Consider the following 20,672-nt stretch of genomic DNA (forward strand, 5'->3'; position numbering starts at 1 on the left):
GCTCCGGGCGAGCTCCCAAGGGCAGCCAGCGGGACACCGGCCAACCAACCAAAAAACAACAAAACTGAAGTCTCTACGGTTTCAGGGGATTGCCGCGACCCTGAGCAGGGCCCCGCCCGCGCTCGTCGACGCGCGGAGCGGTGCGGAGGGGTTGGCGAAGACCCCGACGACGTCGGTGCGGCGCTTGATCTCCTTGTTCACCCTCTCCAGCGGGTTGGTCGACCAGATTCCTTCCAGTGGCTGATCGGGAAGTCGGCGAAGGCGGTGACGTCGTCGGCGGCCTGGCGCAGCATCGTCTCGACCTTGGGGAGTTGCCGTCCGAGCATGGTGGCGATCACGTCGAGTTGTTCGCGGACATGCAGCGGGTCGGGTTGGGCGAAGATGGTGCGGATCGCGGCGGCGACCATCTCGGCGTGGCCCTTTGGGCACCTGGCTGAGCACGTTGCGCAGGAAGTGGACCCGGCATCGCTGCCACGCCGCGCCGAGCAGGTCGGCCTCGATCGCTTGCTTGAGGCCGGCGTGGGCGTCGGAGATGACAAGCTGGACTCCGTGCAGGCCGCCGGGTCTTCAGGCTGCGCAGGAACGCGGTCCAGAACACGCCGTCTTCTGAGTCGCCGACATCGAACCCGAGCACCTCCCGGCGCCCGTCAGCCGCACACCCGGTGGCCACCACAACGGCCTGCGAGACCACCCGTCAAGGTCGCTGGCTTCCAAAGCATTGAGAGTGCCGCCGGGGGTGAACATGAAGATCATCCGTGTGACCGTGTGGGCCCTATTCCGCGATCAGGTCGAACTGGTTTCCCTCGACGTCGAGGAAGGTGATCGATTCGGTGGAATGCCACTCGCCGCGACGGACCTCGGTTGCCCCAAGTTCACGAAGGCGGGTGGCGTCGGCGTCGAGATCATCGGTGGTGAGGTCAAGATGGATGTTGTTCTCAACGGTCGTTTCGGATGTGGACCGGCGAAAGTACAGCGGGATCGCAGCCAGGATCGCCGCAGATCCTGAGTCCGCTGAAGCCGCAACGTGGCGGCCCAGGGCGTGGGCCCAGAACTCGGCCACCTTGTGCGGATCTTGACAGCTGAAGGTAACTGCCCCGATGTTTGTCGTCATCTAGCTGTCCGTGATCTAACGATTCGCCCCGGCGGTGATTGAAGCCCGGTGCAAACAGGTCATGTGTGCCCATGACTCTCATTCGATTAGTGCCCGGGAGGCTGCGTCTCTTTCGTCTCATGTACCGGGCTCTTCGTCACTTCAGCCGGCGCGGCCGAAATGGACGACTTCGTCCAATACGGGATAGCGTCATCAACCGCTAAGCGCGCCGTCGGTGCGCCCCGTCCCCGCATCGAGGAGCAGCGTTGACTCACGAGGTAACTATCATCGGTTCGACCATCAGTACGCCCCGGTTGCAACTGCGTCCGTGGCATCACGATGACTCAGCCGGGGCGCTCGACATCTACGGCAGCCTGGAGGTCTCCCGGTGGCTGGCCCCGGCGATGGATCGCGTCAACGACCTCGACCAGATGTGCGCGGTGATCACCGGATGGATCGCCGCACCTCTGGGATCCGACGGGCGCCCAAGTGGCCGGTGGGTGATCGAAGAGACCGAGAGCGGGCGCGTCGCAGGCTCGGGCCAGATTCTTCCGCTGCCGCCGGAAGGCGACGACCTGGAGTTGGGCTACCAGCTCGCTCCATGGGCGTGGGGCCGGGGGTTGGCGGCCGAGGCGGGGCACGCACTGGCCCACTATGCCTTCAGCAACGGCGAGGAAGAGGTCTTCGCCGTCGTACGGTCCAATAACGCACGCGGCACACACGCCGCCCGCCGTATCGGGATGGAATGGGTCGGGGAAACGGACAAGTACTACGACCTTCGCCTTCAGGTCTTCCGGCTCCGCAAGGGCGACTTGGACACCTCCACGCTCGAGCCAGGCCCCGTCGAACGCTGATCCCTGATCGGGTCCATTGACTGTTCTCGAGCAGCACCGCCATACCCTGCCCTGAGCCCGCTGGACCTCCACGCGATTGGCGCATTAAGTGGACTGTATAGTCCTAACGCGTGGCAGGATGCGTGAGCGGCGCCGGGCTGGCCTTAGGGAGGAACAGATGAGGACACACTTCGCGGAAATCTTGGCCCGCGAGGGCGCTTGTCTGGCTGGAGTCACTGACGGGGCGAAGCTGGCCGGTTGGCGACGTCGGGTGGTCGAGGAGCTCATGACGCCGCGCTCACCGTACGCGCTGGCACTGCGGCAGACCGGTGATGTGCCCGAGCGAGCCGACTTCCTCGGTCGGTGGCGGGGATTCATCGAGGAGGCAGTCGATCGCTTGCTGCAGGCCGACGTGACACTCAGCACCACCCGTTCTGCAATACAGGCAACGAGCAACGGCCACGACGTCGACCCCCACAAGACCGCGGTTCTGATCCTCGCCGCGCTTCATGGCGGCAGCACCCTGAGCCAGATTGCGCAAGACCCATGGCCCCTCAACGCCGCGCTCGACATCGCGCTCGCGCCCCTGGGGGGGCCAGAGGACGCCAACAGCGGTGACACCACAACGGAACGAGCCAATCAGTAACATGAGTCCGTGATGACGACCGCTGACTCGCACAATGGCCGACGCCTGACGGCGCGCGGTGCAAAGACGCGGGCCAGAATCGTGGCCGCAGCAGCCGACCTCATGTACATCCAAGGAGTCGGAGCTACCACGCTTGATGACGTGCTCGCGGCGAGTGGTGCGAGCAAGTCACAGCTCTACCACCACTTCGACGGTAAAGAGGCACTCGTGCGCGCCGTCGTCGAGCATGTGGGCCAACGCGTCATCGAGCGCGAGCGCGACGCACTCGGCCATGTATCGACGTTCCGGGGCCTGCGACGCTGGAGGGACGCGTTGGTCCAGAACAACGCGCTCCGGCATGGCGCCTACGGGTGCGCGCTCGGCTCACTGGCCTCTGAGGTTTCCGATCACGACGCTCTCGCACGCCAAGCCCTGGCCGGGTTGTTCAGCGAGTGGCAGGGACTCCTGGCAGGTGTGTTGCAGAGGCTTCAAGACGGTGGTGCCCTTCCGCCCGACGTCTCGATCGATCAGCTCGCAACCGGGCTCATGGCCGCCCTCCAGGGTGGCTACATGCTGTCTCAGACCGCGCGGAACGTCACCCCGATGGCAACCTCGATCGATATGGCGCTTGCGCACATCGAGAGCTTGTCTGAACGAACCAACTGATTGAAAGCCAAGATCCCTACGCTGCGAGCCTCGCTTCCCCGCGGTCAAACGAGGGCGCAGCGAAGATCGCGGCGGGCACCATCGTGGCCGGCCACACCGCGACCCCGGGCCTTGGGCTGCAGATGCCATCTCATCACGAGCTTGGGGATCGCCGGGGCCCGAAGGGAAGCAGGGTCGCGCCGACGAGCTGACCGTCATCGGCGGCCTCCACTGCCCACAGGCCCTGCGGCAGAGAACTCTGAGACGATTGCACCTCCCACTGGCCCAACAGCTTCCGCATCTCGGCGAGGTCACGCACAGGCTTTCGCATTCCGGTCGCCTCGGCGGTTCCGGGGTCGCCGTAGATCTCGAACGCAGCCTGGGCATCTTCGGCAGACCAGGACCGCAGGATGAGGGTCGAGGTGACGATGCGATCAGGCTCGATGGTGACGTGCAAGCCGTCCATGGCGTCAGCGCCCGCTGGTCGTGTCTCGGGCGGTGCGAGTGGCGATGAAAGACGAGCGGTTGATCTCGACGGCGTTGTTCCATTCGGGGTGATCTTGGACGTAGTCAGCAACAAAGCCGCAGTAGATACCTGTCTTGGTCTGACTCTGGCTCAGGTCTTCTAGCGCATAGCGCGTCAGGGCCGAAGCGACACCTCGATGCCGTTGGTCTTGGTCCACGTAGGAGTGCGTGAGCGAGACCCGCCCGCCGGTAGTCTCATAAGCCAGGTTACCGACGACCTGGCCATCGATCAGTGCCTCGTAGAGGCGGGTGGACTCGTCCTTGCGCACCTCGACGGCGGCCGGTGATGGCTTCATGCTCTCTTCTCGCCTCGTTCGTCTCTAGTCGGTAGGCCTAGCCAGCACCCGCGAGGGCGTGTGCGGACTATCCAGTCCAAACTTACGGCATTGCAGCGTTGCATCGCGAGCATCCCACGCCATACTTGGACTGCAGAGTCCGAAGTGGGCACTGCCCGATTGCAAGCCGGAGATACACGTTGAGGGAGTGGGCCGATGAGCAGTGAAGGACAGGCAGCGGCTGCCGAAGACCTGATTGACAACACCGGCCAAGGCCGCTTCGAGCTCTGCCGGGACGGCGAGCTGGTCGGCTGGCTCTACTACACCCATCTGAGGCCCAACCGGTACGCCCTCCAGCACACCGAAGTCGAGTCGAGTCATCAACACCAGGGCGTGGCGGGCGCGATGGTGCGTCGAGTGCTCGATGAGATCCGCTCCCGCGAGGGCACGATCACCGCAATCTGCCCCTTTGTGGTCGACTACCTCTCGCGAACGACCACCTATGCCGATCTGATCGACGGCCGACACCCGGGCTACTCCAATCGTGCTGCTGCCGAGTCAGCGGCGCGCGCGAAGGCTGGTGGCTGAGCCCACGCAGCCGCGCTCAGGAGATCCCTCGGAGGATCTCCACACTCGGGACGTTCCTCTACGAGACGCATGAAGACCGCCCCTAGGGTCGCAGGGGGCGCTGCAACGTTCGGGAGGACTTACGGCGGTCAGGTCGTCCGCCGATCGAGGTACCAGACCGCAGGGCCGGCTAGCGCTTCCTCGGAAAGTGCGCGCCCGCGTCCAGGTCCGGCGCAGACGGTCGGCTGTCTCCTGCTGGTAGGGACCCCCATTCGACAAGACCTCAGTCCCTCCACCTGCTGCTCCGACCGAAACGGTGCTGATCGTCGGGGACGACGGAGGCGGCGGCTATCAATCGTCGGGCTCGGTCGGTTTGCCTTCTTTTGCGGGGTGTTCCACCAGGGCAACGACTCGACTCGCCATGAACCGTGCTGTGCGGACTACGGCGCCACTACGGGTCAGCTCGGTGACCTCGACCAAGCCACGTCGTACCGCAGTCTCTACTCGACGTCCGGCCTTGGTCGCCACCACCTCGTAAGTGCGGGTGGCATCTCCGACATCGACGACGATCTCGACTCGATCACCCTTCATCGGAGGCCTCCTGCCGTCTGCCCGCCGCCTGCGCGCCGCGTATCAGCACGCCCTCCGAGGATATTCGATTGCTTGGCCCGGCAACTCCACGTGAAGTCTGGTCGGCAAAGAGTAATCAAGGGAGGTGACAAGGAGAGTGAGGACGGTGGCGGCGGACTTGCGCCCGGTATCAGGATCGCGTTCGGACTCAGCGGGCTCGGGCTCGTCGCGGCTGGGCTACTGCTCGCGATCGCGGTGCCACGATGCACTGTCGGCGTCCTCGTCAGAGCACGTAGCCGAGCACGCGACCGCGGTCGTCAACGTCGGTGGCCAGCGACCCGTTGCCGGCGGCGCCGCGCGGTTTGATCTCGGTGAAGCGGCCCTGGTCGAATAGGAAGCAGTTGTCGATTCACGGAATGGTGCGACTTGTATGGCGGCATACACCAGGTCGACCCCGACCTGGGCGTTCTCGATCCGGCCCGCGGTCCCGGTGTACTGACGCTGCACCCAACGGTGTGAGTGCCTTTCTTCAGGTCGCCGGTCTCATCCACCACCGCACCGCGTCGGGATCGGCCAGGTGATCCACGACATAACCCCGTAGATCGTCACGGACCGCGTCGGCGTCCCAGGCCGCGCGAGCAAGCAGGTGCTGCATGCAGTCCGGGGACACCTCACCAGCGTGCTCGGCGATCGTCCAGCAGTTCACCCGCGGCAGCCCAGCCAGCAACCCCAGCAGGAACAACCCGAGCTGCCAACGATCAGGGTCTTCGCTATGGCACGCAGCCACCGCGCGACCGTCTTGACTCCACACAACCCGAGATCATCAACCGGTGGCTGCGCTACGTCCCGGACCGCCACACCGCCACATCACGACCTACGGCTGGACCTCCTAGACCCTGGGAAGACGCCAGGGAGGAAGAAACAGGCGATCCCCAACGAGCCGACCATGGCATAGATCCGATGAACAGCCAGCCAAGATGTTGTGAACCGACATAGCTCGCGACCCCTCACGGGTCCAACTGAGGAACTAGTCCATGCCATCGAACTGATGGGCGTTGAGCGCCGCGACGTAGCGCAGGTACCAGCCATGCAGATGGTTTCAGTCCTTGCTTGCCCCTTACCAGCTCAACGTCCCAAGTTCGTCCTGAAAGGTCCCCGTCGGGCCGTCCGCGCCGAGCGTGGCCAAGTGCACGATGGTCTTGGCGCTTTCCGCCGGTGGCCTTCCGCCTCCGAGGGCGGCCGTCAGGTCGGTGGCGGTGTAGCCGGGCTCGATCGCGTTGAACTTGATATCCGGCTGGAACTTGGCGTACTGGACGGTGAGCATGGTGGCCGCTGACTTGGACGCCGAGTAGAGCGCGGCCGGCACATTGAACTCCGGCCGGTCCGGATTCGTCACCGCCCAGAACGATCCCGTGCTGCTCGAAACGGTGACCACCGTGGGATTCGAGGACTTCCGCAGCAGGGGCAGTGCCGCCTCCGTGACGCGGACAATCCCCACCACGTTTGTGTCGAACACTTCGAGGGCCGTCGGTCCGTCGACAGTTCCGACTCCGAAGACGCCCGCGTTGTTCACCAAGACGTCTAGTCGACCCTCGGCCGATGCAATGGTTGCCAGCGCGTCGCTCACCGACGCGTCGTCGGTCACATCGAGCTGCACGAATCGTGCGCCCAGCGTCGCCGCGGCCTTCTCGCCTCGAGGCCTGGCCTGCTCGCCCGAGAACGCCCGGATCTCCGAGATCCTGGCCACCGGCCGGGCCGCCACCGAGTCCGCTCTCGAAGAACGGCTGTCCCGCGCGGCGAGGGAGGGGGGACCTCCCGGCCGGTGTGGAGGCGCGGGCGCTGGCGCGATTCGTGATGGCGCTCAGCGAGGGTCACGCCGTCCACGCCGCGGCGGGTATCGGCCGCGAAGAGCTCCAGGCCTCCGTCGACATCGCTCTGCGAGCCGTCATCGCGCCCCACTGCTGACGAGCGGCTACCCGCGGCGACACCTCCGACGATGAGATCAGCTACGCCTTCTTGGGCAAACTCCGCGCCCTGGCCCAACGACTCGAAGGTCCCACTCAACCAGGTCAAGGCCGCCGTCAACTATTTCCGCGAGAGTGCCGGAGAACGCTGGGACGGCGTCGAGTGGAAGCCCTGGCCCGCAGAGAGTCCGATCTGATTCGACTAGTTGCCTAAGGCACCCATCACTCGTGATTGAGCGTCGCCGACCTCGGCCGCGGAAGGTCCAAGCTGTCGTCGCTCACTGGATGTATACGCCCGATGTCGACCTGGACCATGTTGTTCCGTCCTCCAGGACCGGATACTCCAGCCGCGTACGTACGAGTTCCTTACGACGTGATCTCTCCAAGACCCTGCAGGTGTTGGGTCTCGTTCAGAGACACGACCTGATGGCTGAAGTGGGTGTCGTTGCGCAGGAGGGTGGTGATACCGCCTGAAGTCAGCGGAAAGAAGACCCGGTCTGTCGACGTCATCGGCATGCCGATCCAGGCAGCAATCAGATAGCTCGACGCGGACCCGTGAGACACCAGTATCTGGTTCGCGACTGGTCGACGGAGGATGTCATCGAGAGCCGGGTACAGGCGTTCGACCAATGCCATTCGTGTCTCCGCACCAGCTGGTCCGTCGTGGTGGCCGAGTCGGTCGCCGTATTCCGGAAGTGGGATGCGGCGCTCGGCGAGCCACGCTTGGGGACGCCCGTCAGCCTCACCGTTGGACCTCTCGCGAAGCCGCGCATCAGTCCGGACCTCGACGAAGAACCTGCGAGCAATTCGCTCTGCCGCTTGGCTGGCTCGACGCAGATCAGAGGAGTAGACCTCGACCGGCTGGTGTCCGATCCTGCTCGCCAGGACCTCGGCGATGCGTTCGGCCTGCAGGCGCCCACGGGCTGTCAGATCTGAGTCGTGCCAGCCTCCAACGATGCCGTCAACGTGATGCTGGGCCTCGGGATGCGTGACGAGGTAGATGTGTCTCATTACCCTCCTTCGACCCACCTTTGCGGGCTCAGAGCCTCTCACGAGTCAGCACGACAGGCCTGGGAGACGCTCTGCACGGGTCCCATCTGGGTCCGTCAGAGATCACAAGCCCTTCCCATGCTGACGGTGCAGGAGTGACGTTCGCCGACGTGCACGATCGGCCGGACGGCAGTGCCAGGGGGCGGCGCTGAGCACGATGACACGGTGGGCTCCGCTGCGGAGCTGCAGACCCGGGTCTCGCTCGCGTTGGCGGCGAGCCGGATGAGCACCGGGCGCGCCTGGTGGAGCAGCGCCGGCCGTGGCCCGACGAGCGAGGCCAGTGCGACTGCGCGACCGCCCACCCGGTAGCCGCTGCGCCCGATGTGGTCGACGTAGCCGTGTTCCTGGAGGTCTCGCAGCACCCGGTAGGCCTTGGTCCGGGGCATGCCGGCGCGCTCGGCGATGCGGGCTGCTGTAGGCCGGCGAGCGTCTCGAGGATCCGGAGCGCACGGATGTGCCCGTCCTCGGCCATGACCAGACCCCTTCTCCGGTGGTTGCATATTCTGCATCGATCGCAGGATGGCGCTGATCGCCATTCTCCAGGGCACAGTGAACTGCTCAAACCACGGCGTCGAGGCATACGAGCTCATGCACGCGGTCCGCAACCTCTGCGCGGGAGCAGAGGAGGATCCTGATCAACTAACTTCGTTGCAGAACCGCGGTAGCGGATGCACTTGGCGGGAATAGCCCTAGCAAAGGGCTGGCGCCAGTCCCAGGGGCTCCCGGTCGGCGGGCCGTCAAGTTCGCCAGGGCGCATGACTCCCACGTCCGGACGGTTGACCATCAGGGCGCGTGCGCACGGCCGCTCGCTTGAAGCGCCGGCACCTCTGTCGCCGGAAGCGCTCGACTCGAGGATTTCAGCCCGGCTGCGCCGCAGTTTGTACGACGACGGACGCGTCGCGGCGACCCAGAATTCCTTCGACGCCAAGCCGGAACGTCTCGCAGATCGGCTCCGGAGCCGACAGGCAGCCAGCGGCCATCGCGCCATCCCGCAACATGACGAAATGCCTTGCGGCAGGCTCGGGCGCCGACTCGCCAGCCTGTGCCAGCAGTTCGGTCATGGTGTCCAAAAACCATTGCCGGTGTTTCAAGACGGCTTGGTGCACCGGATGGTCCAGAGAGGGGTACTCTGCCGCTGCGTTGAGAAATGCGCACCCGCGGAAGCCATCGGAGCGAATGCCGTCTGTGATGGTCTCACCGACAGCCCGAACCACATCGGATGCCGAGTGCCCTGCAGCGCGAGCCTTTTCGACCTGCGCGCGGATCGCGTGATCCGCCCCATCCAGATAGGCAACGACCAGATCGTCCTTGCTCGGGAAATGCCGGTACAGCGTGGCGCGCGTGACATGCGCTTCAGCGACGATCCGGTCGATGCCGACCGAATGCAGCCCCTCGGCATAGAACAGCCGGCTTGCTGTGCGAAGTAGCCGGGACCGTGCTTCGGACAATTTGTTTCACCTGTCTCCTGGTCGGCCTCCAGTGTAGGTAGAACGTTCGGTGTTGACAATCTCGAGACGCGCTGACAGCGTCTTCCAACCGGCTCAACGAGCCCGAGATGTCGCCGGCGCCGTGACCTACCTTCTGCGCGCCAGCGGCACGCGGATGGTCCTCGACGGTGGCTGGAGCGCGTCCTAGCGACGCCGAGCTCGTTGCCGATCCTCGGCGAAACCGCGGACCAGTGCGACGAACGCGGGTACGTGAGACACGTACGTCGTACCGTCGAAGCTGGTGGCCACCGACAGGCCGTCGGTCATCGCCCTGCCGAGCACCGCCAGCCGCTCGACGAGTTCCGTGTCTTCCGGGGAGTCCACGGGCGCGAAGACCGGGGTGAGCGCCTCGACCCACGATGTGTAGCCGTAGGCGCGAATCCGGCGCACCGTTCCCCGCACGGTGTCGGCGTCGGCGTGTGAACCGATGCTGACCGCGATCAGCAGCCGGAGGTACTCCGGCCGCTGATCGAGAGCGGTGCAGGCTGCGGTGAACCAAAGCTCGAAGCGCTCGAGGGGCGGGCTGCCGTCGAAGGCCGACGGGCTCGGGAACGAGGCGTGCAGGTCCTCGAACGTCCGCTCCAGGAGCGCGACGAGCACGCCCAGCTTGTTCCCGAAGTGGTAGTAGATCGAGCTCGGCGGCAGCCCCGACTGTTCGGACAGGTCGGAGATGACCATTCCGTCGTACCCATGGCTAGAGATGAGAGTGCGAGCGGTGTTGAGGATCAGGTCGCGGCTGCTGAGCGCACCGCTCCCGTTGCCCCACCGTGAGTTTGCGGTGTCCGCAATGCGAAGACGCCGTCCTGGCGCAATGCGTCCAAGCCCTCGCCGGCAGGCCGCTCGTTCTGTTCCACGTTTCCGGCATGGGCGCGCAGGATCTCAGTGGTCTCGGCGCTCGCGTAGTCGATCACCCTACTAACTCAAGCACCGGTCACGCGTGCCGTGCCATGCGCGAACGGCACCGGTTCATACGCGGCTGTGCGCGGATGAGTGCGTCGTCAAGTTCGTCGGCATGGATCTGATCAGCGAGGTGATCCGCACCGTGCGGATCGGCTACGCCGGCGCTCGGCTGACCAGGCAAGCTGCACCGGGGGGCGTCCGGTTCCCCGCGTTCGAGGGCAGTGGATCCCACATCGTCATGCACGGCGCTTGCTGGCTGATCGGCCAGGACGATCCCGTGCCCCTGTGTCCGGGCGACATCGTGCTCACCTCGTCCGGCGCTGAGCACGGTCTCAGCCAGGCGCCCTGCGCGCTGCGGGACCTTCCGCTCCTGGAAATGGACCCGCGCCCGCCATCTCCAGAGCCTGCATCCTTCGAATTCCTTTGCGGCATCTACCGGCTCGAACACGGCCAGGCGCCCCAGTACCTCCGCGCGCTGCCCGACCTCATCGTGTTGTCGCCGGACTACGACCGCCATCCGGCGATGCGGTCTCTCATCGACCTCCTCGCCGCAAACGTCTCCATGGCCCAGCCGGGCTCCGGCGCAACGCTACGGGCGCTACTGGATCTGATTCTTGTTCAGATACTCCGTCAATGGCACGGAGACAACACGTCGTGGTGGCCGGAGGTCGCCCATCCAGGTATCGCTGCCGCTCTGCGCGAGATCCACGAGAACCCGCACCGGCAGTGGACGGTGGGCCGGCTGAGCGAGGTCGCAAGTATGCCCCGCACTGCTTTCTCCAAGCTCTTCACGACCGTGGTGAGCCAGCCTCCGATGCGCTACCTGACCGGCTGGCGGCTCAGCCGCGCCGCCCAACTGCTCCATGAGACCGACGCCTCGCTGGCGAGGATCGCCCCCCAGGTCGGCTATTCGACAGAATTCGCCTTCTCGGCAGCCTTCCGCCGCGAGTACAGGTCACGTACTCGCAGTTCCGCAAGCTAGCCACGGCGCGCGCGCAGTCAACTGCACCGCCGCAGGGGCCGCGACGTATATCGTCCGAGTTGTTCGCTGCGATATACGCCGAAGGGATGGCCAAGTGAGCGACAGGTCATTGCTGCTCTCTCTCCGCCCCCGCTCCGCCGGAGCGATCCCTCAGCGGCGCCACGACCGTCGAACTTCGACGACTCCTCGTCAAGGCCTCCCCCGGCACAGTCGTAGTCCTCTACGCAAGCGCACCAACGATGGCCGTCGTCGGGATAGCAGTGCTCGTCGATGTCGTTGCCTTGAGCCCCCACACCGCGTGGCGGCGATATCGGCACACGCTCTCGCTGTCATGGGCCGAGTTGACCGAGTACCTCGCCGGGGCTGAGCAGGCGCACCTACTTCGTCTCGACGACGTCAAAGAACTCGACCGACCGCTGACGCTCCACAGACTCCGCGGCGCGAGCTTCGCGCGGCCGGTCAGGCCCGCGCTGCAGCGACGACATCTGCTTCCAGCTCGGCCGCTATGCCGAGGAAGAGGCTCGGAGACGACGCGACGACCTGCTCGGCGCTACGGCGGCCGGACCATCGGTAAAATGTCGGCGTTCGGCAGCAGGCAGCCGCTACAGTGCCTCCATGTTGGATGCTCGCGAGCGATTTGTGGCCTCCGGACCGCTGCGGATTTGGACTGACCGGGTCGGGGATCCTGGGCTTCCCGCTGTTTTGATGGTTATGGGGTCGGCTGCTCAGGGGGTCCTTTGCCCTGATGCGCTGGTTGGTCGGCTTGTGGAGCGTGGGGTTCAGGTGATCCGGTTCGATCATCGAGACACCGGTCGGTCCAGCGTTGTCGACTTCGATGCTCACCCGTACACGATCGGGGACATGGCTCGCGACTGCCTGGCCGTGCTGGACGGTTATGGATTGGGATCCGCCCATGTGGCTGGGACTTCCCTGGGCGGCATGATCGCGCAGTGGCTGGGTGTGCACGCGCCGGACCGGGTCCGGTCTTTGACGCTGATGTCCAGCTCGCAGATGGGTCATGATCCGAGCCCGGCGTGGGCACGGGCGCGGGCCGGGGAGCCGGCCGACCCGGATGATCTGCCGCCACCGTCGCCGGCGTTTCTCGCGCATCTGGCCGCCGGGCTGCCGCCGGGCGTGGAGTCCGACGTGGCCTTGTTCCGGGTCTTCAACGGGCCGGTTCGGCCGTTCGACGAGCCGGCCGCCCGGGCGATGCTGGAACTGGCGCTGTCGCGGGCTACCGACCCGGCGGCCGCGGCCAACCACGGCCGGGCCGTGTGGATGGACGCCCCTGACCTGCTCGCCCCGCTGTCGTCGATCACCGCGCCGACCTCGATCGTGCACGGCGATCAGGATCCGGTCTATCCGCTCGGTCACGGGGAGGCCCTGGCGGTCGCGATTCCGGGCGCGGTACTGCACGTCGTGCCCGGGATGGGCCACGTCATGACGTCACCCGGCCTGCCCGAGGAGGTCGCCGACCTGATCCGGCTGTGACCCGCCTTGCGGGGGCGGCGCCGCGCCGACATCACCCGGCTGACGACCACGCCCAGGTGACCCGTCATGGCTTGTGCTGTCAGGCACCCTCGTGGAGAACCAGAAGCCCCACCGGGGCGCTCCACTTCTCGTGACTGTGCGTCACATCACTGTGGGCCTCGCCTGGATCACCTCGACGCCTTCAGCAAATCCACAGCCACCGTCCTCGACAACGACGGCCAATCCGCCCGCCAAATCGCAGACCACGGCGAGGAGCACCAGGTCCAGATGGCGACCCAGTAGGTGGCGAACATCGACGCCGTCATCAGGCAGTACGACGTGAGCGTCATACGCCAGCCCGTCCGCTCGGAGAAGCGCAGGGCCGGCCGCTGCGGTCAGCTGCTCATAGCCCTCGGACTCGCATCACGACGCCGGCGTGGTCGGACGGCCACAGCCCGGTCGTCGGGTCGCGCGGGTCGCCGTCGCGGCCGGTCACCTGGCCACGGTCGGTGGTGAGCGCCTCCCCGTCCGCCGTACGGCCGAACACCATGTCGATGCGGTGTGTCCATGATCCGGGAACCGCCTCGTCCACCGTCTCGTTGAGGCCGGAGGTGTCGCCGGCGTCGAAGCCGGGCAAGTCCGCGGGCCGGCCGGAGTCCTTCCACAGGTCGGTGTAGCCGCCGGCGCCAGTGATCAGTTCGTACGGCGCCTTGTGCGGCACATGGTCGATCGGCTTGATCGAGCTGTTCACCGGGTCGGAGTTGCAGTCGCAGACGAACACCGTGCTCAGGTTCGGCGACGTGGCCTCGGTGACCAACTCGTTGGCCTGGGCCAGCGCGATGTCGGAGCTGAACGCCTCGAGGTGCGTGTTCACGAATCGGAACCGCTGCGCGCCCGCCCGGACGTCGACCCACTGGTAGCCGCGGTCGAAGTCGAAGCCCACTCCGGCAACGCCGACCTGCAGGTTCACGTCGTAGATGTCCTGGCCCTCGTCCAACGTGGTGAGGCTGCTCGACGCGCGCATCAGGACGACGTCGCGCATCGTCAGGCGGATGTCGCGGGGGTTGCCACCAGGCGCGGCGATCGAGCCGGTGAAGCTCGGCGACTCGACATCCGCCCGGTTCGCGATGCTGGCCGCGACGTACGGCGTGCCGCGCTCGGCCAGCTCGTCGAGCAGGATCTGCAGGAAGTCGTAGTCGACGGTCCCCGCGTTCGGCACGCCCACCTGATTCAGCTGCAACGGCCCCTGCCGCCACAGGGCGACCTCCTGAAGGCCGACCAGGTCCGGCCGTGCATCGACGATCTCGTCGGCCAACAGCCGTCCGCGCACGTCGAAGTCGGTGCGGTCGACGATCGCGCGGGTCACATGGGTCGCATTCGCCAGGGCGGTGACGATCGTGAGCTGGTTTGCTCCTGGTTGCGCCGCCGCGCGGAGAGCCGCCTCGACCGGTCGGTTGATGTCCGCGCCGAGGTAGATATTGCGCGTCATCACCGTGACCGGCTTGGCCGGCGGATCCTGCGCCTGCGCCGTACCAGTCACCGCCAGGGGTCCCAGCAGCAGCCCGATCGACCACCCGACTGCCATGACCCGTCGCCTCGTCATCCTCATGCGCCTCTCCCAAAAGCTCGATGATTCCTTGCATCCTCGACCTGGGAGCACGGGTTGTCCATGACCCGTGTCCGGAGTGACTGCGGTCGGCCGGCGCTGAACGCCTCTTGGTAGCGGCAGCCCAGCATGACAGCCTCCACTACCGCGCAAGCACCGTGAGCAAAATGGTGACTTTCCATCGGTACGGACTTCTCAAGCCGATTGAACTTCGGGGTCGTGGGTCGAGTTGACGGTGAGCTCGCCGACTGGCAGGTCCGCAGGCACCGTGTTGCCTGCTGGTGCGAGCGGGCAGGTCCAGAGCGGGCTGTAGGCACACGAGGGGTTGTAGGCGAAGTTCAGGTCGACGACGAGCCAGCCCTCTCGGAAATCACCGCCCAGGTCCGCACCCTTGACCGTGTCCAACAGATAGCGGCCGCCGCCATAGGTGCGGGCGCCGGCGAGGGCATCCTTGACGGGCACAAACACACCACCGCCGTACGACTCGAGCCACCACACATCCAAGTCGCCAACCGCCGGAAGGTGCAGGGCCCCGATTCGGGTGAAGGGAATCACGCCATCGGTTGCCGAAGGCACCTCCCACCGCACCGGCTCCACATCCGTGTCGATGGCGACCTCGAACCGCAGTTGCGGCTGGTAGTCCCCGATCTGAACACCACGAAACACGTCACGTTCCTCGACCGGCAGGGGCGACGCAGCGTGTCTCGCCAGCAACTCGTCCCTCCCAGCCCGCCAGATCGCGTGTGCCTCGGCTCGGTCGGTTGCCTCCCGCACGTCGCCGTACAGTGCGAACACCCTGCGGCGCCAGTCCGCAGTGTCAAGTGCCGATGGCACGGACTGCTGATTCACGCTGTGCCCCTTGCTTTCGGTGATCCGTCCACCACGACAGTACGGGGGTCAGTGGACGCACCCGAGCGGTCACAGGCCAGAGCGACAAGGCGGCAGACGACAATGAGGTCCGCGCCGCGACCTGGGAAGCCGTACGCCAAGGTCGGCACAAGCTGACCCCCACCGCCGGCCGCGTGCGTGCGGAGTTGGTCTCCGCACGTACGCGGGTAGTGCTCAGTTGGTTGCTTGGACGGCTCGTTCGATGACTGCGGTGACCTGTTGCGGTTGGGTGATCATGCTGAGGTGGCCTGCCTTGACGCGGGTGATCTCGGCGTGGGCGCGCTCGGCCATGAACTGCTGGGCTGTAGGGGTGATGATGGCGTCCTGGGTGCCGAGGACGTACCACGACGGGATGGTCGCCCAGGCCGGCGGTCCGGAGGGCTGGCTTCCGGAGCTCAGGGTGAGTGGGCGCTGGCTCGCGTACAGAAGTTCGGCTTCGGGGCGGGGTACTCCGGTCGCGAACGAGGTCAGGAACACGTCGTGCTTCAGGTACAGGTCGACGTCGCCCGGAGGTGCTCCGGGGTAGGGGACGAAGTCGAAGACGGTCGTCGGATCGGCTGCCAGCGCTGAGTCCGCCCCGGCGAGCGAGAGGATGATCTCGCCCTCGGCAGGCGCGAAAGCGTCGACGTAGACCAGGGCCTTGACGTTCGGGTTGCCGGTGGCGGCATTGGTGATCACGGCGCCGCCGTACGAGTGGGCGACCAGGACGATTGGTCCGGACAGCGTCGAGAGGAAGTCCCTGATCGTTGCCGCGTCGCCGGGGAGACTGCGCAACGGGTTGGGTGGGACGCGGACGGTGAATCCGTCGTTCTGCAACCGGCGGGTGACCTTCGACCAGCCGGAACCGTCCGCCCAGGCGCCGTGGACGAGCACGAGCGTCGGTTTCGTGCCCGGCTTGTGGGACTGGTCCGTCGCGACGGCGGTGGATGTCTGGGTTGCTTTCTGCTGCGGTGCGGCCGAGGCCGGGGCTGCGGCGGCGACCAGGACGGCGAGGAACCCGGCAACGGCCAGGAGCCGGTGGCCTCGCGTCTTGCTGGTGCTGTTCATGCGACATGTCCTTTCGTCGAGCGTCGCCCCCCTGAGCGGGGAGTGGAGTTTCGCCGTGGAGTGCCGCCTCCAGGACCGCGGTACGCCGGCCGCGCGGTGGTCGGTGGTGCAGGTACGGCGCGGTCTCGGTGTCCCCCTTGATCAACCCACGGTTTCGTGAGCCGTCCCTCCCATTGGCTCAGGGTAGGACGATTCGGCCCGGCTGAACACGACAGCCGCCCCCGGTGAGGTCCACTGGACCGTGCTCGCCGGGGCGACGGCGTACCCGCGCAAGTTCTTACCGTCCGCGAGGAAGGCGACGAGCGGACGGCCTGGCCTCTAACGGCGGATGATGCCGAGTCCGGTGGCGGTCGCAACAGCCGCGGTGCGGGAATCTACGTCGAGCTTGACGTAGATACGGGCCAGATGGGACTTGACCGTTCCTTCGGTGAGGTGGAGCCGGGCGCCGATGGCCTGATTGGACAGGCCCTCGGCGACCAGCGCCAGAACTTCGGACTCACGCCGGGTCAGGGCGGTGCCGGGAGTACGCAGCCGGTTCATCAGCCGGTCCGCGACGGCCGGGGCCAGCGTGGTTCGGCCCGCCGCGGCGGTGCGCACGGCGGCGGCCAGGTCTTCGGGTGGGGCGTCTTTGAGGAGGTAGCCGGTGGCTCCGGCCTCGATGGCAGGCAGGGTGTCGGCGTCGGAGTCGTAGGTGGTGACGATCAGAACGCGTGGAGCGGCAGGTCGGGCGGTGATCGCGGCGGTGGCCTCGGCACCCCCCATCCCCTTGCCGAACTGCAGGTCCATCAGTACGACGTCGATGCCACCCTCGGCGGCGCGGGCGACAGCGTCCTCGGCGGTGGCGGCTTCGGCCACCACGACGAGGCCGGGTTCGGTCTCGAGCACGGCGCGCAGCCCGGCTCGCACCACGGGGTGGTCGTCGGCCAGTAGTAGTCGGATGGGGTTGTCGGTCACCGGCGGGCCTCGGACTTGGTCTCGGCAGGCTGTGGCAGGGGGAGTTGGGCGGCCAGGGCAGTGCCATGGCCGGCGGCGGACTCGATGGCGAGAGTCCCGCCGAGAGCGTGGACGCGGGCACGCATGGCGTTCAGGCCGAAGCCACCGCTCTCGGGATCGGGGACGGGCAACTGGCCGGGGTCGAAGCCGGTGCCGTCGTCGACGATCTCGATGACGATGTGATCGCCCAGGTAGCTGAGGGTGACGTCGGCGGTGGTGGCGTGCGCGTGGCGAACAGTGTTCGTCAGGGCGGACTGGGCGACACGCAGCAGCGCGACCTCGTGCGCGGTGGGCAGCGATACAGGATCGCCGGTGAGGTGGAACCGTGCGGTGAGCGGGTGCCTGGTGGAGGTGGTGGCGCAGAGTCGCTTCAGAGCGTCGGTCAGGGTGGTGCCCTCCAGAGCCGGCGGGGTGAGGGCGGCAACGAATCGGCGGGCTTCGGCGAGGTTGTCGACGGCGGCCTGGCGGGCCTGGCCGACGTAGCGGACGGCGTTCTCCGGCGCGTGCGGCAGGGCGCGTTCGGCGGCGCGCAGCAGCAACTGGATACTGGACAGCCCCTGGGCGATGGTGTCGTGAATCTCGCGGGCCAGGCGTTCGCGCTCGGCCAGCACACCGGCGGTGTGCTGCACCTGGGCGAGGTCGGCGCGGGTGGCGGTGAGCTCTTCGATCAGGCGCCTGCGTTGTTCGCTCTCCCGATACAGGGCCTGATACCCCCACACCACCGCCACCGCCACCGCGGCACCGAGGGCAGGTCCGATCACCACCGCCGCGCTGAAGGAGCCCTGGTGAGCGGCGAAGCCGACGATAGCCGCTGCCGCTGTGGTCACCACGGCGACCAGGCCGGCCCGGCGCGGTAGCAGGTGCAGCTGGAGAAAGTACAGGGGGAACGCCAGCCACACCCCGTCGGCGGAGAGCGTCAACAGCAGCAGCCAGACGGCACCCACGGCAGCCAGCCACAGCGCGGCGGCCCTCCGCGAGCGGCTTACGCGGGGCAGCAGCGGACCGGCCGCATACACCAGGGCGCACGCTGCGGCCGCGGCGACGATCAATCCGGCGTGCGGACGGCTGTCGGCGAGGGCCCGACCGGCGGCCAGGGCGAGCAGCCCGACGATCAACAGGTGCAGGCACCAGGCCAGTGGCCGGGTGGGAGTCAGGGTGTTGGCGGTGGCGTTCACAGTCCTTCCAGCCTAAGGAGCGCCGCCCGGCCATGCCTCCATCGAAAGTTAGAGCCGGCATGCCGCCTTTCGACGCGCCAAGTACTGTCCTGGGCCAGATGCCGATAAACAGAGTGGCCGCGAAGGTGGAGACACACCAATTCCACCCCTGAAAGGGCAGGCCGCAGCGTGTTCGTCGCATGGAGAGATCTGAAGTTCGCCAAGGGGCGCTTCGCCCTGATGGGCGCCGTCATCGTGCTGATAACCCTGCTGGTCGGGCTGCTGTCCGGTCTGACCGCCGGCCTGGGGCAGCAGAACATCTCGGCCATCACGTCCCTGCCCGCCGACGAGATCGCGTTCAACAGTGGAGAAGAACTGTCATACTCCAACTCCACCGTCACAGAGAAACAGTGGCGGCAGTGGGCCAAGACCCCGGGCGTGGTCAGCGCCGAGCCGCTGGGCATCACCACCACGAAGGCCACCGCCGGAACCAAGAGCGCCGGTGTGGCCGCCTTCGGCGTCCGGCCCGGATCCGCGATCGCCTCTGACAGCGACAAGCTCGACGACCAGACGGCGGTCCTGTCCACCACCGCCGCAGACGACCTCGGCCTCGCGGCGGGTGACACCTTCACCCTCGCCGGGCAGGAGGTAACCGTCGCTGCCGTCAGCGGTGATGCTTCCTTCAGCCACACCCCGGTCATCTGGATCAGCCTCGGCGCCTGGCAGAAGACCGCGCCCCCCACAGGCAAGGCCGGCGAGCAGACCGCCACCGTCATCGCGGTGATCACCACCTCCGGCGCCGATCTCAAGGCCGCCGACCGGGCAGCGGGCACCAAGACGGTCTCCCTGGACGACTCGCTGCCTGCGATCGGCTCCTACTCGTCCGAGAACGGCTCCCTGCAACTGATGCGTGGCTTCCTGTTCGCGATCTCGGCCCTCGTCATCGGTGCCTTCTTCACCGTGTGGACCATCCAGCGCAGCGGCGACGTCGCCGTCCTGAAGGCTCTGGGTGCCTCCACCGCCAATCTGCTGAAGGACGCCCTGGGCCAGGCGGTCGTCCTGCTGGCCGGTGGCAGCTTGGTCGGCACCGGCATCGCCGCCGGTCTCGGAGTTCTCGTCGCCGGCTCAGCCGTGCCGTTCCTTCTCACCCCCGCAACGGTCCTCGTGCCGGCCGCCGTGATCATCGCACTCGGCGCGCTAGGCGCCGCGCTGTCCATCCGCCGAATCACCTCGGTCGACCCGCTGACCGCCCTGGGGAGCACCCGATGAGCCTGAACCTGACCGACATCACCCTCACCTACCCCGACGGCGGTTCCCGGTTGACCGCCCTCGACCAGGTCACCGTGGACGTACCCGAAGGCACCCTCACCGCCGTCGTCGGCCCTTCCGGATCCGGCAAGTCCAGCCTCCTCGCCGTCGCCGCCACCCTCATCAGCCCCGATGCCGGCACCGTCACCATCGACGGCACCGCCACCACCGCCCTGACCCGCGCGGAACTGACAGACCTGCGTCGCCACAAGATCGGGATCGTCTTTCAACAGCCTAACCTGCTGCCATCCCTCACCGCTGCCGAGCAGCTCCAGGTGATGGCACAGATCGACGGCCGCAAGCCGCGCACCGCCCGGAACCGGGCCATGGAACTGCTCGACGCCGTCGGACTGGCCGACCAGGCCGGCCGACGGCCCCACCAGCTCTCCGGCGGACAGCGTCAGCGTGTGAACATCGCCCGCGCCCTGATCAACGATCCCAGGGTGCTCCTGGTCGACGAACCGACCAGCGCCCTCGACCACGAACGCGGCGCCGCCGTCATCGACCTGATCACCCGCCTCACCCGCCAACAGGCCACCGCCACCGTCCTGGTCACCCACGACCGCACCAATCTCAACGCGGTCGACCAGATCGCCGAAGTCCACGACGGACGTCTCCACCTACCCGCCTCAGCCCGACAGTCCACCCGACCAGGACCCGCGCACGCAGCGCAGGGCCGTGCGAGGTGATCCA

25 protein-coding genes and 3 pseudogenes are annotated in these 20,672 nt (G+C 66.9%); 10 read left to right on the forward strand and 18 right to left on the reverse strand.

Annotated elements, in window-relative coordinates; all coding sequences use genetic code 11:
• Window positions 1–120: 120 nt before the first annotated feature.
• Both EV644_RS36230 and EV644_RS36235 read right to left on the reverse strand, forming a co-directional pair.
• Window positions 121–694, reverse strand: a pseudogene (locus EV644_RS36230) (IS256 family transposase); the annotation flags it as partial.
• Between the two features lie 78 nt (window positions 695–772).
• On the reverse strand, window positions 773–1,111 hold the full coding sequence (locus tag EV644_RS36235) for a VOC family protein (RefSeq protein ID WP_132195019.1): 339 nt from the start codon (window positions 1,109–1,111) through the stop codon (window positions 773–775).
• A gap of 245 nt (window positions 1,112–1,356) precedes the next feature.
• On the opposite strand from EV644_RS36235, the gene EV644_RS36240 reads away from it, so the two are divergent.
• From EV644_RS36240 to EV644_RS36250, 3 genes are all read left to right on the forward strand, one after another.
• Complete coding sequence (locus tag EV644_RS36240) at window positions 1,357–1,944, forward strand: GNAT family N-acetyltransferase (protein WP_241999285.1); 588 nt, start codon at window positions 1,357–1,359, stop codon at window positions 1,942–1,944.
• Window positions 1,945–2,101: 157 nt separating this feature from the next.
• A complete protein-coding gene (locus tag EV644_RS36245) occupies window positions 2,102–2,569 on the forward strand; it encodes a hypothetical protein (protein ID WP_132195017.1) in 468 nt (155 codons plus the stop codon).
• Between the two features lie 12 nt (window positions 2,570–2,581).
• On the forward strand, window positions 2,582–3,214 hold the full coding sequence (locus EV644_RS36250; protein ID WP_132195045.1) for a TetR/AcrR family transcriptional regulator: 633 nt from the start codon (window positions 2,582–2,584) through the stop codon (window positions 3,212–3,214).
• Window positions 3,215–3,347: 133 nt separating this feature from the next.
• Here EV644_RS36250 and EV644_RS36255 read toward each other — a convergent pair whose 3' ends face one another.
• Entirely contained in the window at window positions 3,348–3,659 is a 312-nt protein-coding gene (locus tag EV644_RS36255; RefSeq protein ID WP_132195015.1) for a GNAT family N-acetyltransferase, read from the reverse strand.
• Window positions 3,660–3,663: 4 nt separating this feature from the next.
• Complete coding sequence (locus tag EV644_RS36260; RefSeq protein WP_132195013.1) at window positions 3,664–4,014, reverse strand: GNAT family N-acetyltransferase; 351 nt, start codon at window positions 4,012–4,014, stop codon at window positions 3,664–3,666.
• A 195-nt stretch (window positions 4,015–4,209) separates the two neighbouring features.
• Here EV644_RS36260 and EV644_RS36265 point away from each other — a divergent pair, with 195 nt between their 5' ends.
• Entirely contained in the window at window positions 4,210–4,581 is a 372-nt protein-coding gene (locus tag EV644_RS36265) for a GNAT family N-acetyltransferase (protein WP_132195011.1), read from the forward strand.
• Between the two features lie 330 nt (window positions 4,582–4,911).
• Here EV644_RS36265 and EV644_RS36270 read toward each other — a convergent pair whose 3' ends face one another.
• The 3 genes and pseudogenes from EV644_RS36270 to EV644_RS36280 form a co-directional block, all read right to left on the reverse strand.
• A complete protein-coding gene (locus EV644_RS36270; protein WP_132195009.1) occupies window positions 4,912–5,151 on the reverse strand; it encodes a DUF8836 family protein in 240 nt (79 codons plus the stop codon).
• Between the two features lie 411 nt (window positions 5,152–5,562).
• Window positions 5,563–5,917: pseudogene (locus EV644_RS36275) on the reverse strand (transposase); the annotation flags it as partial.
• A 330-nt stretch (window positions 5,918–6,247) separates the two neighbouring features.
• Window positions 6,248–6,892 carry an SDR family NAD(P)-dependent oxidoreductase gene (locus tag EV644_RS36280; protein WP_132195007.1) on the reverse strand — a complete coding sequence of 215 codons (645 nt, stop codon included), beginning with the start codon at window positions 6,890–6,892 and terminating at the stop codon, window positions 6,248–6,250.
• A 62-nt stretch (window positions 6,893–6,954) separates the two neighbouring features.
• Between EV644_RS36280 and EV644_RS45675 the strand changes: the two genes are divergently transcribed.
• Window positions 6,955–7,095: a hypothetical protein gene (locus EV644_RS45675; protein WP_199240191.1), complete on the forward strand. Its 141-nt coding sequence runs from the start codon at window positions 6,955–6,957 to the stop codon at window positions 7,093–7,095.
• Between the two features lie 365 nt (window positions 7,096–7,460).
• Here EV644_RS45675 and EV644_RS36290 read toward each other — a convergent pair whose 3' ends face one another.
• The 5 genes from EV644_RS36290 to EV644_RS36310 form a co-directional block, all read right to left on the reverse strand.
• Window positions 7,461–8,105: a histidine phosphatase family protein gene (locus tag EV644_RS36290; protein WP_132195005.1), complete on the reverse strand. Its 645-nt coding sequence runs from the start codon at window positions 8,103–8,105 to the stop codon at window positions 7,461–7,463.
• Between the two features lie 95 nt (window positions 8,106–8,200).
• On the reverse strand, window positions 8,201–8,734 hold the full coding sequence (locus tag EV644_RS36295) for a helix-turn-helix domain-containing protein (protein ID WP_369410586.1): 534 nt from the start codon (window positions 8,732–8,734) through the stop codon (window positions 8,201–8,203).
• A 267-nt stretch (window positions 8,735–9,001) separates the two neighbouring features.
• A complete protein-coding gene (locus tag EV644_RS36300) occupies window positions 9,002–9,592 on the reverse strand; it encodes a TetR/AcrR family transcriptional regulator (protein WP_132195003.1) in 591 nt (196 codons plus the stop codon).
• Between the two features lie 183 nt (window positions 9,593–9,775).
• Window positions 9,776–10,444 (reverse strand): TetR/AcrR family transcriptional regulator, encoded by a 669-nt coding sequence (locus EV644_RS36305; protein ID WP_199240209.1) that lies wholly within the window; start codon window positions 10,442–10,444, stop codon window positions 9,776–9,778.
• On the reverse strand, window positions 10,357–10,542 hold the full coding sequence (locus EV644_RS36310) for a hypothetical protein (protein ID WP_199240193.1): 186 nt from the start codon (window positions 10,540–10,542) through the stop codon (window positions 10,357–10,359). Before EV644_RS36310 ends, EV644_RS36305 begins: the two co-directional genes overlap by 88 nt.
• A 101-nt stretch (window positions 10,543–10,643) precedes the next feature.
• On the opposite strand from EV644_RS36310, the gene EV644_RS36315 reads away from it, so the two are divergent.
• Together EV644_RS36315 and EV644_RS48320 are read left to right on the forward strand one after the other, a co-directional pair.
• Entirely contained in the window at window positions 10,644–11,513 is an 870-nt protein-coding gene (locus tag EV644_RS36315; protein ID WP_132194999.1) for an AraC family transcriptional regulator, read from the forward strand.
• A 188-nt stretch (window positions 11,514–11,701) separates the two neighbouring features.
• Window positions 11,702–11,932, forward strand: a pseudogene (locus EV644_RS48320) (DUF365 domain-containing protein); the annotation flags it as partial.
• 40 nt (window positions 11,933–11,972) lie between these two features.
• On the opposite strand, the gene EV644_RS46825 reads toward EV644_RS48320, so the two are convergent.
• Window positions 11,973–12,356, reverse strand: a complete 384-nt coding sequence (locus tag EV644_RS46825) for a hypothetical protein (protein WP_241999289.1) — start codon at window positions 12,354–12,356, stop codon at window positions 11,973–11,975.
• Between EV644_RS46825 and EV644_RS36320 the strand changes: the two genes are divergently transcribed.
• On the forward strand, window positions 12,264–13,004 hold the full coding sequence (locus EV644_RS36320) for an alpha/beta fold hydrolase (RefSeq protein WP_241999288.1): 741 nt from the start codon (window positions 12,264–12,266) through the stop codon (window positions 13,002–13,004). The genes EV644_RS46825 and EV644_RS36320 overlap by 93 nt on opposite strands.
• A 382-nt stretch (window positions 13,005–13,386) precedes the next feature.
• Here the strand turns inward: EV644_RS36320 and EV644_RS36325 are convergent, their stop codons facing one another.
• The 5 genes from EV644_RS36325 to EV644_RS36345 form a co-directional block, all read right to left on the reverse strand.
• Window positions 13,387–14,568: an exonuclease/endonuclease/phosphatase family protein gene (locus EV644_RS36325; RefSeq protein ID WP_132194995.1), complete on the reverse strand. Its 1,182-nt coding sequence runs from the start codon at window positions 14,566–14,568 to the stop codon at window positions 13,387–13,389.
• Window positions 14,569–14,784: 216 nt separating this feature from the next.
• Window positions 14,785–15,438 carry a DUF1684 domain-containing protein gene (locus tag EV644_RS36330; protein WP_132194993.1) on the reverse strand — a complete coding sequence of 218 codons (654 nt, stop codon included), beginning with the start codon at window positions 15,436–15,438 and terminating at the stop codon, window positions 14,785–14,787.
• Between the two features lie 213 nt (window positions 15,439–15,651).
• Window positions 15,652–16,524: an alpha/beta fold hydrolase gene (locus tag EV644_RS36335; protein ID WP_132194991.1), complete on the reverse strand. Its 873-nt coding sequence runs from the start codon at window positions 16,522–16,524 to the stop codon at window positions 15,652–15,654.
• A 318-nt stretch (window positions 16,525–16,842) separates the two neighbouring features.
• The gene (locus EV644_RS36340; protein ID WP_132194989.1) at window positions 16,843–17,478 is read right to left on the reverse strand and encodes a response regulator; all 636 of its coding nucleotides are present in this window, start codon (window positions 17,476–17,478) and stop codon (window positions 16,843–16,845) included.
• The gene (locus EV644_RS36345) at window positions 17,475–18,692 is read right to left on the reverse strand and encodes a sensor histidine kinase (RefSeq protein WP_132194987.1); all 1,218 of its coding nucleotides are present in this window, start codon (window positions 18,690–18,692) and stop codon (window positions 17,475–17,477) included. The genes EV644_RS36340 and EV644_RS36345 overlap by 4 nt, the downstream gene beginning before the upstream one ends.
• 168 nt (window positions 18,693–18,860) lie before the next feature.
• On the opposite strand from EV644_RS36345, the gene EV644_RS36350 reads away from it, so the two are divergent.
• Complete coding sequence (locus EV644_RS36350; RefSeq protein WP_132194985.1) at window positions 18,861–19,940, forward strand: ABC transporter permease; 1,080 nt, start codon at window positions 18,861–18,863, stop codon at window positions 19,938–19,940.
• Window positions 19,937–20,668 (forward strand): ABC transporter ATP-binding protein, encoded by a 732-nt coding sequence (locus EV644_RS36355; protein ID WP_132194983.1) that lies wholly within the window; start codon window positions 19,937–19,939, stop codon window positions 20,666–20,668. Before EV644_RS36350 ends, EV644_RS36355 begins: the two co-directional genes overlap by 4 nt.
• The last annotated feature ends 4 nt before the right edge of the window (window positions 20,669–20,672 follow it).

It is taken from the genome of Kribbella orskensis (genome assembly GCF_004342085.1).
Lineage (GTDB): Bacteria > Actinomycetota > Actinomycetes > Propionibacteriales > Kribbellaceae > Kribbella > Kribbella orskensis.